General features: G+C 41.7%; 16 protein-coding genes. 10 read left to right on the forward strand and 6 right to left on the reverse strand.

The window, feature by feature from the left end:
* Positions 1-289: 289 nt before the first annotated feature.
* The 6 genes from AC1M9C_RS01285 to AC1M9C_RS01310 all read right to left on the reverse strand — a co-directional run bounded on the left by AC1M9C_RS01285 (position 290) and on the right by AC1M9C_RS01310 (position 5998).
* Complete coding sequence (locus AC1M9C_RS01285; protein WP_481953049.1) at positions 290-1489, reverse strand: MFS transporter; 1200 nt, start codon at positions 1487-1489, stop codon at positions 290-292.
* Between the two features lie 120 nt (positions 1490-1609).
* Positions 1610-2752, reverse strand: a complete 1143-nt coding sequence (locus tag AC1M9C_RS01290; protein ID WP_481953050.1) for an FAD-dependent monooxygenase — start codon at positions 2750-2752, stop codon at positions 1610-1612.
* Positions 2753-2774: 22 nt separating this feature from the next.
* Complete coding sequence (locus tag AC1M9C_RS01295; RefSeq protein ID WP_481953051.1) at positions 2775-3602, reverse strand: alpha/beta fold hydrolase; 828 nt, start codon at positions 3600-3602, stop codon at positions 2775-2777.
* Positions 3603-3624: 22 nt separating this feature from the next.
* Positions 3625-4053, reverse strand: a complete 429-nt coding sequence (locus AC1M9C_RS01300) for a lipocalin-like domain-containing protein (protein ID WP_481953052.1) — start codon at positions 4051-4053, stop codon at positions 3625-3627.
* 37 nt (positions 4054-4090) lie between these two features.
* Positions 4091-4993, reverse strand: coding sequence for an alpha/beta fold hydrolase (locus AC1M9C_RS01305; RefSeq protein ID WP_481953053.1), 903 nt, complete (start codon positions 4991-4993; stop codon positions 4091-4093).
* Positions 4994-5020: 27 nt separating this feature from the next.
* Complete coding sequence (locus tag AC1M9C_RS01310) at positions 5021-5998, reverse strand: VOC family protein (protein WP_481607493.1); 978 nt, start codon at positions 5996-5998, stop codon at positions 5021-5023.
* A gap of 200 nt (positions 5999-6198) precedes the next feature.
* On the opposite strand from AC1M9C_RS01310, the gene AC1M9C_RS01315 reads away from it, so the two are divergent.
* From AC1M9C_RS01315 to AC1M9C_RS01360, 10 genes are all read left to right on the forward strand, one after another.
* On the forward strand, positions 6199-6981 hold the full coding sequence (locus AC1M9C_RS01315; RefSeq protein ID WP_481953054.1) for an alpha/beta fold hydrolase: 783 nt from the start codon (positions 6199-6201) through the stop codon (positions 6979-6981).
* A 21-nt stretch (positions 6982-7002) separates the two neighbouring features.
* Positions 7003-8247, forward strand: a complete 1245-nt coding sequence (locus AC1M9C_RS01320) for an NAD(P)/FAD-dependent oxidoreductase (RefSeq protein WP_481953055.1) — start codon at positions 7003-7005, stop codon at positions 8245-8247.
* Between the two features lie 63 nt (positions 8248-8310).
* A complete protein-coding gene (locus tag AC1M9C_RS01325; protein WP_481953056.1) occupies positions 8311-9228 on the forward strand; it encodes a LysR family transcriptional regulator in 918 nt (305 codons plus the stop codon).
* 158 nt (positions 9229-9386) lie between these two features.
* Positions 9387-10004: a dTMP kinase gene (gene tmk / locus AC1M9C_RS01330; protein ID WP_481953057.1), complete on the forward strand. Its 618-nt coding sequence runs from the start codon at positions 9387-9389 to the stop codon at positions 10002-10004.
* A 12-nt stretch (positions 10005-10016) separates the two neighbouring features.
* Entirely contained in the window at positions 10017-10337 is a 321-nt protein-coding gene (locus AC1M9C_RS01335; protein ID WP_481953058.1) for a hypothetical protein, read from the forward strand.
* Positions 10282-11133: a dCTP deaminase gene (locus tag AC1M9C_RS01340; protein ID WP_481953059.1), complete on the forward strand. Its 852-nt coding sequence runs from the start codon at positions 10282-10284 to the stop codon at positions 11131-11133. Before AC1M9C_RS01335 ends, AC1M9C_RS01340 begins: the two co-directional genes overlap by 56 nt.
* Positions 11134-12105, forward strand: a complete 972-nt coding sequence (locus AC1M9C_RS01345; protein WP_481953060.1) for an oxidoreductase — start codon at positions 11134-11136, stop codon at positions 12103-12105. It begins immediately after the preceding gene.
* A gap of 291 nt (positions 12106-12396) precedes the next feature.
* A complete protein-coding gene (locus AC1M9C_RS01350; RefSeq protein ID WP_481953061.1) occupies positions 12397-13398 on the forward strand; it encodes an ornithine cyclodeaminase family protein in 1002 nt (333 codons plus the stop codon).
* Between the two features lie 59 nt (positions 13399-13457).
* Positions 13458-14477, forward strand: coding sequence for a dihydrodipicolinate synthase family protein (locus AC1M9C_RS01355; RefSeq protein WP_481607485.1), 1020 nt, complete (start codon positions 13458-13460; stop codon positions 14475-14477).
* Positions 14478-14502: 25 nt separating this feature from the next.
* Entirely contained in the window at positions 14503-15996 is a 1494-nt protein-coding gene (locus AC1M9C_RS01360; RefSeq protein ID WP_481953062.1) for an NAD-dependent succinate-semialdehyde dehydrogenase, read from the forward strand.
* The last annotated feature ends 134 nt before the right edge of the window (positions 15997-16130 follow it).

The raw sequence follows: 16130 nt of genomic DNA on the forward strand, positions 1-16130 counted from the left end.
TTTATAAAGAATTGCTATGTTTCGTGAATTTTACTTTCACTAATGAAGAATCACTCTTGTCATCAATAGCTATCCAGTTTCTAGTTAAATCCAAAGCAAGTTTGGTGTAGAGTAAAGTAGAACTGAGTATAATTCATCTTAAGCTTAATAAACTTTTAAGTTACATACTTGTTTCTAAAGCTAAAAATAAATTATGGGATTATTAAATGTAGCAAATTAAAAAAAGTCAGGCTTATGGAAAAACCTGACATAGAGTGAATAGCGAATAAAACTAAAAAATCTGCTTGTATTAAACGGCAGGGTGTTGATCACTTTTTGTGATATTTGCTACAGGAACATTGGTTTCACCTGCCAATACAGCTTTACGCGTTTGACTAAATAAATACACTTGTACCGCTACAAGCACACAGCAAGCATAACCAATCGCCTCAAAACCAATAAATTTCACTAGCGTACCACTAATAAAAGGTGCAACCGCTGCACCGACCATCAGCATGGCAGGGGTTCCTGCGACCGCTCGACCAGTTGGGTCTAAACGTGCCAATAAACCAAAAGCAAAGGTATGCACAAATAAAATGGTAAATGCCATCATTGGGCCAGCAAAAGCAAAGACTGAATAATGATGGGTTTGTGTGGTGAGTAAGGCAAAGATCCCTTGAAAAATCGGACCAAAAGCAATGATCGCGGTGACACTGACTTTATTTTGTAAAATTGCGGCTAAAGGTGCCGGAAAAATGGTGACAATACCGTAAATGACTAAAGCCATGGTGACCATGTCACGGGTAAAACCACGTTCTAAACCAATCCGTTCATAAAAACTCAAGGTCATGGCTTGGGTCATGGCTAACAATGCCACACCAATCATGCAGAACCACACAGGTTTACCTAGTGGGGGTAAGTTCTTAATTTGTTCAAAGTTATCAAAAGGTACCGGTTTGGTTGGTTTGGGAAAGAACAACAGACAGGCTAAAGATGCGAATATCATTATTCCCGCCATTACATAGAACATGCTCTGACCACCAAAGTATTGAATTACTTCAGGTGTGCCACCTAAAAAAATTACTCCAAAAATACCGATAGCCAGTCCAGCAAAGCCAAATACTCGGTGTGGATTAATAGCATGCCCCATAGTTCCATGCGTCACACTGAGTGCAGTACCTGCAGCGAGTCCACCAAGAAAGTGTAATCCAGCCAAAACTGGGAAACTTGTATTGAGTCCTGCAATTACAAATGTGATAGCTGCTAATGCGAAGCCTGCAACAGAAGCAAGTTTGACATTGATGCGGTTAAAGCGTGGTGCAAAGAAAATACTGGCACCTGCAGCACCCATTAAAAAGAGCGTCGCTAAACCACCAGCTTGTTGTGGATCAAACTGATAATGGGCAATGAGTGTTCCAACCCAAATTGGCAACGCGACTAAATCTAGCATGCCGGCACAATGTGCCAACATCAGCGCAAACATTCCACGTTTGCTTTCAATACGAACCATAATGCTGCTCCTTTAGCATGGTAATAATGTATGCTCGTCACTGAGCTAGTTAATTAAACTGAGGTGTATAAATTCTTATTTAAAAAAATAAGCCCGATCAACTGTGACCGGGGCTTTGGATTAAATGGCTTCTTTAAGAATATTCAGTGCTTTTTCTACCACAGCAGTTTGTTGTTCAACGGGTGCTCGCTGTTGCTCCAAACGTCCAATTTCCATTGAACTTTGCGTGACTAAACGACAACGTTGCTCACGGCGCTGCATAAATTCAGCAAAGGCCAGGTCGACATTTGGCTGTTTTTCAAAGATTTCAGCGAGTACTAAAGCATCTTCAATACCCATACCTGCACCTGAAGCTAATTGTGGCGTAGTAGGGTGTGCTGAGTCACCAATAAGTAATACCTTTCCTACATACCATGGTCCTGGAAGGTCAAAGCATTCAAGTGGGCGGAAGTTGATATTTTGATTATCAGCTTCGCTTAAGGATTCACGAATTTCAGCTAGAATACCGTCATAACCTTCAAGCAACTGCTTTAATTTTTTATAATTATCTTCAGGCTCTTGCCAGCGTTGTGGGCAGCGTTCCAATAAGAACATATACATATGATCTTTAGAAACAGGAGTAAAACCGACTTTCACTGGACCACCCAAGAAATAGGTACGACGTTCAATGGAAGCAGGGCGCTTTAAAAATAAACGCCAGCAGCTTTGACCTGTGTATTCTGCTTTAGGCGCGTCAGGAAATAACAGCTGGCGAGTTTTTGAAAGTACACCATCTGCACCTAACGCGAAGTCATAATAGCCTTTATTTCCGTCACTGAATGTTACCGTTACCCCATTTTCATCTTGTTCAAAAGCATCAGCAGTTAAACCCAAGCGCATTTGAATACCAGAGTCTTTAACGTATTTATGCATAATCGAATGCATAGTTGGACGCATAATACCGCCACTTCCAGCGGTATCGGCACCATCTAGCATGGGTGTTGGTATAATACGTATAGGATTGCCAGCTGGATCGCACACTTGAATACCATCACCAACGTAAGCTTGTTCAGTGACTTCGTCATAAACCCCGAGCTGTTTCAGTGCTCGTAAGGTCGGGCCGGTAATTGTCAATCCAGCACCTAATGCACCCCAATTCGGATTGATATCTATTAGGTCGATTTTCAGGCCAATACGGGAAAGCGTAATAGCGGAAGCCATGCCTGCTGTACCTGCGCCAATAATGAGAACTTTTTTGCCTGCAGCGGCAGATTGTTGTGTCATGCGAGTCATCCTTGAAGCATTATTAATCTTTTAAAAATTGTGCAACCAGTTGGGTAAAGCTTTGTGCGTGCTCGATTTGCGTCCAATGGCCGCATTGGCTGTAAATATGAACTTGGCTATTTTCAATCCAGTTCAGCATGGTCAAAGAGGTTGAAAGCGGAATCACCTTGTCATCACGACCATGTACCATCAATGTCGGCTGCTTAATTTTGCGAATGGATTCCTCTGAATGAGACATTGCTTCAACCCATTGCTGGCGTGGCGCGGGGAACATGCGTTCATAGGCTGCACGTGTGTCTTCTTTGGTGCTGGCGATATAGCGCATTTGCACCAGATCATCACCCACCAGATTTTGGTTGTAGGCAAAGATTTTCATGATTGCCTGCATGTTTTCAAATGATGGTGTATAGCCCCATACCGCATCTAAACCAGCCGTCAATTCAAATGGAACTCCAACACTGCCCATAAGAATCAACTTATTGACACGCTCAGGGTGATAAATAGCTAGGGCAAGTGCCATGGAGCCGCCAAAGGAGTTACCGATGACATTGACTTTTTCTAGTCCTAAACCATCTAGGAAATCCACCATTTGCTGTAGCCATGTATCACGGTTAAAGTTGATGTCTTTTGGGAATGTGCTGTAACCAAAACCGGCAAAGTCAGGTGCAAGCAAGCGGTAATCATTTTGTAGTGCTTGAATGGTCAAACGCCAATTTGCCCATGCACTGACGCCAGGGCCTGAACCATGCAGTAGCAGTACAGGTTCCCCTTGTCCTACATCGTGATAGTTGGTTTGAATTGCACCGCATTGGATGCTTTTGCCAATCTCAGGATTTGTCATCGTATTCATTGTTCATTCCTTGAAAATTGAATTAACCGCGTTTCCACAGCAAGAGTGCAGTGCGGGCTTCAGAGGTATTTTCTTCTAAACGGGCAGTCAAACTGAGCTGACCTTGTTCATCCAAAGAGAAGGTACGTTTTTGCTGTCCGCCAATCCAATTTGGAAATAAACTGAGATCGACATAATGGGTTACCGTATTACCTTCAACGTCATATCGACCTGCATAGGACATCATGCTGTTATAAGCCCCGGCTTTTTCGGCATCCGAAGCATTCCACTGACCCCCAGTGGTAAAATTGGCACGATCTGGACGGCAGATCATGCAGCTCATAAAGCCATCTTCGGTATACTGAATAATGCCTTGCGGTGCTTCACCCATAGGTAGAACTTGGCGTCCGTCATCATAGTTTTGTGCAAAGGTCACCAATTCCCAGCGGCCTGTTAAATCAATTTTCGACATTCGTTCTTCCTTAAATTTTCAATGTTTAAATCTGGTTTTATTGGTCTTTGCTTAATAAGAAGTCGGTTACCACTTGGTTGTGGACGTCGGCACTTTCAAATTGCGCCCAGTGTCCCGTATCTTCCGCACAGTAAAATTTTCCTTGCAGAACTTGGTTTGCAATATGCTTACCTAAAGCAGGCGGTGTACGGTTGGCATCGCCCCAGTAAACTAGCGTCGGAGCTAGAATTTTTTTAGCCAAAGCATCAGTTACCGTATGTTTTTGTATAGTTTCGCCAGACAAATATTCAGTAATGAATTGCTTTTGAACTTCAGCCAAAGCAGGTTGACGATATAAGCTTTGACGAACTTGGATAGCTTCATCCGTTAAACGTTCTGGCTTCGCTAAAATGCGTGCCATCCGGGTACGGACATTTTCAAAACTTGGGTTGTTGAGTACTTCAATCGAGCTGGGTAAATTTGCAGCCCAATGCGGTTCTACATAGTCAGGGACTGCAGATGCATCTGGGCGGTAACCCATAGTGGTGGTCAGTACTAAACGATCTACTTTTTCTGGATACTGAATTGCCAATTGCATGGCAACCCAGCCCCCCATAGATTGGCCTTCAAAATGCGCACGTGAAATATTTAATTGCTGCATCACATCCAGAATCTGGTCAATCAAATTTGGAATGACCTCATGATCAAATCCAGTCGTTTGAGAACGACCATGCCAGAGAAAATCTAAGGCAATCACATAGAAGTGTTCAGCCAGCGCTGGAATGTTTCGGGCATAATTTTCCACATGCCCGCCAGTACCATGCAGTAAAAACAGGGGAGGGTTGTTCGGATTGCCTGCTTCTATAATACGGGTTTTATATTTACCTTGAATGATGCGCACATCTGAGTGAATCAGCTGAACCCAGTAATGTTCCGCTTCAGTATGAACAGTAGCATTCATGCTTTCTTCCTTATCTCAACGTCAGCTTTAGTCTTCTAGTGATTGTGCTTTACTATGTGAAATCGGACCACGCAAGGTACCGTCAGATTTTTCCAAGCCGAAAGTCCATTCGGTAAAAATATGTGCTTCCGCTGCAAAGTCTGTTGATTCCCAGTCTTCGGTCACGATGTCCTCATCAGCGGCATATTCCCAAGCACCACCAAATGGGGTAAGGAAATACCAGAAACATGCTGAAGAAACACGATGACGGCCTGGACCTGCAAATGTTTGCCAGCCTTGACTGTCAATATGCTGACCGCCAAAAATTACTTCATGAATGTCACGTACTTTAAAAGCTAGATGATTAAAGCGAGTACCAGGAGCTTTACCATTCATAAAGAAGAGATGATGATGATTTCCTTCTGCAGAGCAACGAATGAATACACCACGGTCTGCATAACGATCAGAAACGAGAAAGCCTAATCGCTCTAGATAAAATTTCACTGCTTCCCCAGCATGGTCAACTCCAATAGCTAAATGACTGATTTCATAAGGCTGCGCTTTTTCGTAACGAGGTGCTCGGCTATTGATACGTTTAGGTTGGCTTGGTGAGTTAAATTGCGTATCGGAAAATGGTACATAACTGCGTTGGGCTAAACGGAAAGCAATACGAATGCCCAAATCATCATGACTGTGTATGGTGCCGTCAGCATCTACAGTCACTTCACGGTCAGTGCTCAGCTCTGCAGCAATCGAATCCAGACTGTCCTGATCTTCGACGCCCCATACCATTTCACACATACCACTTGGATTTCCGATAGGTATGCGGTCCGGATTGGTTGCATCCGCTTGAAAAATCTCGACTTGAGAATTGTCTGTAGTCACAAAAAGATAGCTATTGTCCTGATCGCTTTCGACCTGCTTCAGGCCCCAATCATTGGCAAAGCGTAAAGCATCATCCAGCTGTTCAACGCCAAAGCGTATACGATCTAAGCCTTTTATTTTAAAATTTTGTGCTGTGGTCATGTCGTGCTCCGTTGGTCAGTACCAAAGTGTTATTCGTCCTTGGTCTTAACTGTACGAAGCATTGGCATGTGAAAATAGCATTTAACTCATAAAGCAGATATGCATATTCTGGATATCTGATTTAGGATTTCAAACCTAGGATTCATCACTCATTTTTGTTTAATTAAGCTCAAACAAGATATGAGTGGAGTTCAACTGACATGACGTCATTACCGTTATTTAATCATCATGTTCAAGGCAAATCAGAGGCGGCATGGATTACCTTTATTCCGGGTATAGGCAATGATGCAAGTTTTTGGGCAGCGCATGCGGAAATTCTGGCAGAGCATTTTCAGGTACTGACCTTTGATCCCTGGGGGCATAACCTTAGTCCATTACCGCCAGAACCATGTTCTTTTCAAGCAATTGTCGATGGGGTGATTGCGTTATGGGATCATTTAGGCATTCAAAAAAGTAGTGTGGTTGGCCTGGGTTTTGGCGGTTCTGTCAGTTTATCGCTGGGGCTGGCATATCCGGAACGGATTGAAAAAATTGTAGCGTGTTGCTGCCGTCCTCGTCAGCCAGATGACCGTCACGATTTTTGGCGTGACCGTTGTGCCAAAGCACAGGCCAATGGCTTGGATAAATTAGGCGATGTTACGGTGGACCGCTGGTTGTCTGAAGAATTTCGTAACACGCATCCTGAGGCTGACCAACAACTGCGAGCCATGATTAAACGTACCACGGTCGAAGGTTACTGTGCCTATGTGAATGCTTTTATTGAAATGGACTTTTCAAAATCACTCGGACAGATTCAAGCTCCGGTATTGCTACTGGCCGCAGAGCATGATCATGGTGGTGGTCCAGTGGAAGATATGCAGGCGATGGCAGTGCAATTGCCGAAGGCGAAGTTAGAAATTATTCAGGGCAGTGGTCATATCTGTAATTTTGAAGCACCTGATCAGGTCACCCAGCATTTAACTCATTTTTTAACCCATAAATGATTTTCATGGAGTGAAATCAAGATGAATAACAATAAAAGAGTGGTGATTATTGGTGGTGGTCATGCCGGCTGCAGCTGTGCCAAAGCCCTACGTCATGAACAGTTTGCTGGTGAAATTATATTAATCAGTAATGAAGCTGAATTACCATATCATCGTCCACCATTATCAAAAAGCTTTATCAAAGATGCAGATGAGATGGATTTATCCAAACTCTGTCTGCAGCCAGAAATTTTTTATGAAAAATATCAAATCGATTTACGTTTAAACACTGCAGTGAGCGAAATTGACCCCGATGAAAACGTGGTCAAGCTCTATCATGGCGATATGATTGAATATGATTATCTGGTATTGGCGACAGGAACCCGTCCACGTCAATTGCCTTTACCGGGAACTGAACTGCAAGGCGTGATGAGTCTGCGCACTTTACAGGATGCACGGCAATTACGCTCAGCACTGAATACTGCTGAAAATGTCGTGATTATCGGCGGCGGTTTTATTGGTTTAGAGTTGGCCTCTACTGCACGTAGTTTAGCTAAGAATGTGACGGTGCTCGAGCATATGCCACGCGTTTTGGGCCGTTCTGTATCGCCTTTGGTGTCAGATTATATTGCCGATATACACCGTACAAATGGCATTCAAATTGAAACCGGTGCATTTATCAATGAATTTGTCGGTGAGTCAGGGAAAGTCACAGGGGTACGTTGTGCTAATGGCGTGATTCCTGCTGAATTGGTGTTGGTGGGCGTAGGGGCAATTCCAAATACCGAACTGGCAGAGCAGGCAGGCATTCAATGTGATAATGGGATTAGCGTAAACCGTACCATGCAAACCAATATCTCCAATATTTTTGCTATTGGTGATTGTGCCAACCATGAAAATCATTTTGCAGGCGACCGCCGTATCCGATTGGAATCGGTGCAGAATGCCAATGATCAAGCGATTACCGTAGCCAAGTTCGTCACTGAGCAGCCTGTGGAATATAAAAATGTACCGTGGTTCTGGACAGACCAAGGGGATATTCGTTTGCAGATGACCGGACTTTCTTTTGATACCAGTGATTATGTGATTCGTGGCGATATGAAAAGCGGCCGTTTTTCCGTGTTCCATTATGCGAAAGATAAACTTGTAGCTATTGATTCGGTGAATCAACCTGTAGATCATATGATGGCAAGAAAACTGCTGGAAGCAGGGATTACGCCGTCCAAGCATCAAGTTGCAGATATTCATACTAATTTAAAGAGTTTTTTGACTCTTAATGCAGTATAAAGATCTAAGCCGGTCTGTGTTTCAGGTCGGTTTTTCATAGGGAACATGAATAGGGAAATATGCATGCAATCGATACTGGATTCTAAATGGCTGGTGTTTATTAAAGTCGCAGAGTTAGGCAGCCTGTCCAAGGCAGCGCATGCGTTTAATGTACCGCAGTCCATGATTAGCCGGCATATTGCCCAACTTGAAGAACAATGCGGCACACGCTTATTTAAACGTACCGGACGTGGTGTGGTTCTGACCGAATTAGGTTTTGAACTTTTACCCAGAATTATTAACCTAGCGATTGAATGCGGCTCAATTGAAGATGATATTCGCACCTATGGCGGTGAACCGATTGGTGAAGTCCGTGTCGGCTTATTGCCTGCCTTGGTACGTCAACTCTCGGGGGAGCTGTACCGCTATGTGAAGCAAAATTACCCGCGTATTGATTTGCACCTTAGTGAAGGTTCAAACGTTCATCTGGAAGAAATGATTGAAGAAGGGCGGATTGATATGGCTTTATTGCTTCGTGAAGGTGAGGTGATTAAGCATGAGGAAGCAGTGATTGCTGAGTTCGGATTGATGCTGGTCGGTCAAGCGCATGACCCATTGGTGGAACAGCCGACCATTAAGCTCAGAGATTTGCAGGATTTACCTTTAATTGTACCGAGCCGTCCGCATCCGCTGCGTGCGCGTTTAGATCAATTGGCACGGCAGATGGATTATAAGTTTGACTGTGTGGTAGAAGCCGACTCGAATCGTTTGCAACATGAGCTAGTAGCGGCTGGTGGAGGTTATGCGATTTCTTCGGGGCTATTTGGTGTGGAAAACCAGCAACGTTTAGCTGCGAGTTTGATTGTAGAGCCTGAGCTGTCACGTAGTGTGGTGCTGGCGCATACCATTCGCCGTCCAAATACTCGTGCTTCACGAGTAATTCAGCAGTGGTTTGAAAAGCAAGCACCGCAGATATTGAAAGGGATGATTGTGAATCGGTGATGGAGTTTGGAAGTTTTGATTTTGTTTAAGAAACTTTATATCAAATTAAGGCTTATAGATTGATTATCTAAACTATGAACAGCCAATTCTGCTTTTCTTAGTAAAAAAAAAACAGATCTGCTAAGCTACCCCTGTATTAATTTGATGATGGCTGCAAAATGAAAGGTAAATTTATTGTTATAGAGGGTATTGATGGATCTGGAACCTCTACACAATCACAATTACTTTTTGATTATTTAAATAATCAAGGAAATAAGTCTCATCTAACTTATGAACCTTCTAATGGTCCTATTGGAAATCTTATTCGAGAGATCTTTAAGGGGAGAGTCACAGTCTGTTCAGATGAAATTCTCTTTGATAAACAGTTAGCTTTTTTATTTGCTGCTGATAGGCATGATCATTTGCATAACCCTATTGATGGAATGGAAAATTTTTTAAACAAAGGTATCAATGTTGTTTGTACTAGATATTTCTTTTCATCCTACGTTTATCATTCTAGAACACCTGAAGAGCGACAATTTCTTTATGAAATTAATAAAGATTTTTTAAAGCCAGATTTAATCATTTATTTAGATAATCCTATTGATGTGTCTTTAGCTCGTATGTCTAATCGCTCTGTCAAAGATACGTATGAAAATATTGAAAAACTGAAGATTGTTAAGAAAAATTATGATCTAGTGATTCAAGAATATCAGGGTGCTATCGTAAAGATTCCTGCGGACTTACCAGTTCAAGATATTCATCAACGTATTATTGATTCAATTAATAATTTATAAGTGAGTATTGTAATGAAATTTCCAGATCTACTGAACCCTGATACACAGATCGTTCTAAATGAGTTTGATACATTATTAAAAAATAATCAGCATTTGGAAAGGGAATTATCTAACCTATTAGATAGTTACGGATTTAACAATCCTTCTATAAAAACCTATTTAATTTCTATATGTTATACATTAGTAGATTGGAACTTAGCTTTAGCCAGTCCTTTTAAAGAAAATTTCGACAAAAATATTTCAGATTTGATCAGTAAAAATTCAATTGATAAGTCTGATGTCAAAGCTATTGATCAATGCCTTGAAAAAATTATTTCTCTTAGTTGGAAATGAAAAAATGATTCTTAGTGATAAATATATTGAACAGCAAGCAGCGATAAATAAAATTATAACAAAGGGATTTGATTCTAATAACCTAAAAGGAGCTTCATATGAATTGACAGCTAGTGAAAATTATTTTGATTTAACAGAAAATCCATCAAAAAAGTTGACAGCAAAAAATGAAGATGGAAAAAAAATTCTTATTAAACCATTACATAAAGTTGTATTAATCACACAAGAACATTTAGAAATTCCTTCTAATATATTAGGTCGAGTTGTAACTAAAGGCTCATTATTTAGCATAGGTTTAAGTGCAGTTAATACTATTGCAGACCCTGGTTTTAAAGGGCAATTAGGACTAGTCCTCTATAATTATAGTTCTAAATATATTGTTCTTGAGATTGGGGAAAAAGTTGCGAAAATTGATTTTAGTCAGTTAATGGAAGATAGTCGGTCATATTCAGGTCAGCATGGTTTCAGTACTCAAACTTGGCCTGTCCCAACACATCTTCAATATGAATATCATGAGATAAAAGATCATGTGAGGATGAAACCTTCATCTTTAGAAGAAGCGTATTCTATTTTACCCTTTGAAATATCAAATCTTCTAAAAGTATTAAAAGCTGGTATTACTGCACTACAAATTGCTTTAATAATTCTAGTTTTTGTTAATTTATCTATAGTTATACTTTTATTTATGGATAAAATAGATGATATTTCAGCTGCTATTTTTATTAATGTTATAAGTACAATTGTTGCTACAGTATTCACATTTTTTTATAAGTATTTTATAAGCAAGCAAATTTAAATGTTGTTTCAAAAGAAAAACTTTTTTTTAGCTGTCAATACAGGAATGACAGATGGGGATAACTTAATAAACCAAAAGTTTATTGAGTTTTATGAAGCTAGAGCTAGTGAGAAACTGTACTGTGCTATTGTAGGAAATGTAGTGATTCCAAATGGTTTCGGGACTAATGGGGGGTCACCTAACATAACAAATGATAAAATATGGAAAGAATTAGCATCTAGAATACAAAATAAAGGAAGCATACCTGGCATACAGTTAGCCAGCACATGGATGGGCTATAAAGGTCAATATAACTTTATTTCTAAATTAAATAATGTCTCATTATATAAAGGTTATTCATCTGAATTTAATGAGAATTTTATATTGGATCAATTTAAAAATTTAAAACAAGGTACAGAGTTAGCAATCGAACACGGCTTCCGTCATATTCAGCTTCATGCCGCTCATGGCTACTTGTTTAATTTACTTATAGAACCATTTTTTACAATAGATCATGAGCTAGTCTTAAGTTGTCTGAATGATTGGCTTACATTGCTGAAAAAGCATGAAATAGAATCTTCAATTAGAATAAGTTTAATTACGGGTGATTCATCTCTAGATGAGGTCTTAAATATTAAATCTTTAATGGGATTTATTAAGCCTGATTTTTATGATTTAAGTGAAGGTTTTTACAATATAAATAAACGGTTGATATATCCTTACTCAAGGAATATTGAAGACCGAATAGAACGTCAGATATCTATATCTAATCAATTTAAGCAACAAGAGTTCATCTCATCAGGACTTTCGTATGGTCATATAAGGAACAAAGAAATACCAAATAATTTACATATAGGTATATGTCGAGATCTAATCGCTTCTCCCAATTTTCTTTTTTCTGATAAAGTTAAGTGTAATTCCTGTTCTAAGTGCCATTACTATTCAAGAGGTAAGCAAGAGCTTGAATGTCCACAATGGAGTATTAGTGGTTAAAATTCCATAGAATAAACATGATACTCCTTATATATTTTTAATTTTCCGTTTTATTAGCATGTATCTTAAAGCCCAGTCACTACCGATTGAGCTTTTTTTTATAGATTTTACCGTTCTGCATTTAATTAAGACTTAGACCATCCACAATATCCGTAGAAAATTCTTATAAATATCAATGCAAACACTATTTAATCCATCCATTTTATAGATAACTGCTTTACATCTTATATGCTAGCTCCGCATATCTCGCTTCAGTACATTAGAAAAAAATGACTGAAACGGAGTTCAGCAGTGAACCACGCACACCATCCAACTTTATTTATTAATGATGATCATGTTGCAGAACTCGCAACCTGGTCAAGCGCCATCGAAGCGCTTAGCAATGCTTATAGCCAGCCTATTTCCAATGCAATGGTGCCACCGCGCACAATGGCACGTGGTGATGGCTTCTGGTTACGTAGCCTTTGTGCCGTATCTCCATCTAAAGAATATATGGGTTGTAAGCTGATTGCAGCAAGCCCAAAAAACAAAAAAGCCAGCTACCTTATTTCATTGTTCGATCAAGATACCATGCGTCTTGCAGCTTTGATTGATGGTAACCGCATTACCGACATCCGCACCGCAGCAAGCTCAGCCGTCGCCGTCAATGCCTTGGCAGATGCAGATCAATTAGATGTTGCGATCTTAGGATCAAGTGCACTCGCACGTAGTCATTTACATGCACTCAATGCTACAGGCCGTGTGGCAAGAGTTCGCGTATTTAGCCCAACACAAGCCAACCGTGAAAAATTCGCACAAGAATTCCATGCCCAATACGGTCTGGATATTCAGTCTTTCGCTTCCGCAGAAGAAGCAGTGCAGGGTGCCAATGTGGTGATCTGTGCATCACGCAGCCGTGACGGCGGACCGGTATTTGATGCTGCATGGCTTGAACCGGGCATGACTGTTGTATCAGTCAGTTCAACCTTGCCAGAACAGCGTGAGCTAGATGTTGAAACCATGAAACAGGCTAGCCTGATTGTGGCGGATATGCCGGAAGAAGTGATTCATGAAACAGGTGATGCGCTAGTTGCACAACAAGAAGGCTGTGATGTGGCTGCAAAGACAGTTTCTTTATCTGATGTGATGTCAGGAAAAGCCAAAGTACGTAATACACCGGAAGAGATTGTCATCTACAAATCCGTTGGCTCAGCGCTACAAGACATCGTGACTGCTGAAATGCTGCTACGTAATGCCAAAACCGCAGACAAATACCAAGAGATGAACGACAGCATTGTCACCATCGACCGTTAATTAAAAATTTAAAACATCAATATTTAAGAACGTAACCCTACAGGGAAAGGAGAATTTTCATGGCTAATTATCAACGCAGTGAAGCACGTGCTTGGGCAAAAGAACATTTAAAAGGTTGTTCATCTGTCACCATTCCAAGCTATAGCCAGGATTTAAGCCGTTTAAATGAAAAGGGCATTCGCCATGATATTCAAAAAGTCATCGACTTAGGTTACACCTATACATTGTTATGCACAGAAGTTGCAATTACCCCAGAAGAAAATGCACAGTTTACTGCTTGGGCAAAAGATCAGGCAGGCGACAAATTGGGTCTATTCTTCCATGCAGGCTTTGGCACACTAGAAGAAAATATTCGTGCAGTAAAACTGGCGGAAAAAGCCGGTGCAGATATTGTGCTGCTGTCTTATCCATCCAATTTCTGGCCGACCTCTGAACAAGACATTTATGACTACACCAAAGCTTTCTGTGATGCGACAGATTTAGCCGTAATGCTGTTCGCGATTCCATTATGGGGCTTTGAGCGTGTACATCCACAAGGCATGTCACCAGAACTGATTCAACGCTTAATTGATGACTGTCCGAATGTGGTGTCGTTAAAAGCAGAACAAGGCTTCCCGCATATTGCCGGTTTAGTTGATAGCTTTGAACGTTTTAACGATCAGATCGTCGTGACATGCCCGATTGAAAGTGATGTGATTCCACTACTTCGTTACATGGATATGCAATTCTCAGGAACCAGCTATACACAGTGGATGGGTGATCATTTTGTCAAAACCTTTAATCTAGCTAAAGAAGGCAACTTTGATGAAGCGATGAAATTGTATTGGCAAGCTCAGCCGGCTCGCGGTGCAGTAGGCGCTGCAACTGGAGCCTATATGCCAGGCTCTAACTATATTAACCGTGCGCATTGGAAATACATGGACTGGTTAGCTGGTTTCAACGGTGGTCCGCTTCGCGCACCGATTGCCCGTATTCCAGATCGTCAGATGAAAGTATTGCGTCAAGGTTTAATCGCTTCAGGCTTGCCATGCACCGATGACCCGGATAGCGAATTCCTGATTGGCCGTTTTCCAGAGTAAGGCTAAATAAGTTAAGGATAGATAAATGAATAGTTTTGCACATTTAAATCCAGCAGACCTGCTGAAAGATCCCAGCCTTTGGAAAACAGGTGCCTTTATTAATGGCCAGTGGATTCAGGAAACTGCTCATGGCAATTACAGCTTAAATAACCCGGCAACAGGATTAGAGCTGGTTAAATTGCCCCGTTGCAAGGAAGAAGAAACCAATCACGCCATTGAAGCAGCACAAACAGCTTTTGAGAAATGGCGTAAAACCACAGCCAAACAGCGTTATGAAATTATCAACCGCTGGTATCAGCTGGTGGTGGAACATAAAGAAGACTTAGCCACCATCATTACTTTGGAAGAAGGCAAGCCTTTATCTGAAGCGCGCGGTGAAATGGATTATGCCTCTTCATTCTTGCAATGGTTTGCTGAAGAAGCGAAACGCATCCGCGGTGATGTATTGCCGGCACCGAAAGATAGCCAGCGTATTGTAGTATTAAAGCAACCGATTGGTGTCTGTGCAGCGATTACCCCCTGGAATTTCCCAGCGGCAATGATTACTCGTAAAGCAGGACCTGCATTGGCAGCCGGCTGTACCATGGTGGTAAAACCTGCCAGCCAGACCCCGATGACCGCTTTGGCACTGGCAGAACTTGCTCGCCGTGCTGGTGTGCCAGATGGCGTATTCAGTGTATTGACCGGTAATGACACCCGTGTCATTGGTGGCATTCTGACTTCACATCCTTTAGTCCGTAAAATTACCTTCACAGGCTCGACAGAAGTGGGTCGCACACTGTTAGAACAATCAGCAGCCACCATTAAGAAATGTTCAATGGAACTGGGCGGTAATGCACCATCCATTGTATTTGATGATGCAGACCTGAACTTGGCGGTAGATGGCGTAATTGCTTCTAAATTCCGTAACACAGGGCAAGCCTGTATTTCTGCCAATCGTATCTATGTGCAGGACGCAATTTATGACGAATTTGCACAGCGCTTGGCAGCTAAAGTCAAAGCGCTGAAAGTGGGCAACGGCCTGGAAGAGGGCGTAGTTCAAGGCCCCCTGATTGATGCTGGCGCAGTCGAAAAAGTGCAGTCGCATATTGCCAATGCCGTGGAGCATGGGGCATCGGTAGTGTGCGGCGGACGCCGCAGCGAGTTAGGCGGATTCTTCTTTGAGCCGACGGTTTTGACCAATGTCACCAAAGACATGGTGATTGCGCATGATGAAACTTTTGGCCCGGTTGCGCCGCTGATCCGTTTCAGCACAGATGAAGAGGTCATTGCGCAAGCCAACGATACCGAATTTGGACTGGCAGCATACCTGTACAGTCAGAACTCTGCGCGTGTTTGGCGTACTTCTGAGGCCTTGGAAGCAGGCATGATCGGTATCAATACAGGCTTAATCTCAAATGAAGTGGCGCCATTCGGAGGCGTGAAACAAAGCGGTTTGGGCCGTGAAGGTTCACATTATGGCATCGATGAATTTCTTGAAATGAAATACATGTGTTGGGATGGATTGTACACAGACTAAGTCAATCGTCAATTGGTCTTAGATCTAATATTGGGCTGTTTCAACTTTATTCACAATGCTGGACAGCTCAATAGCCAATGCAAGATGCAGTAAAACGGCGATATAAAAATACAAGGTAACAGGGGTATTCCGAG

The sequence above is a fragment of the Acinetobacter sp. 24-47-39 genome (assembly GCF_056783825.1).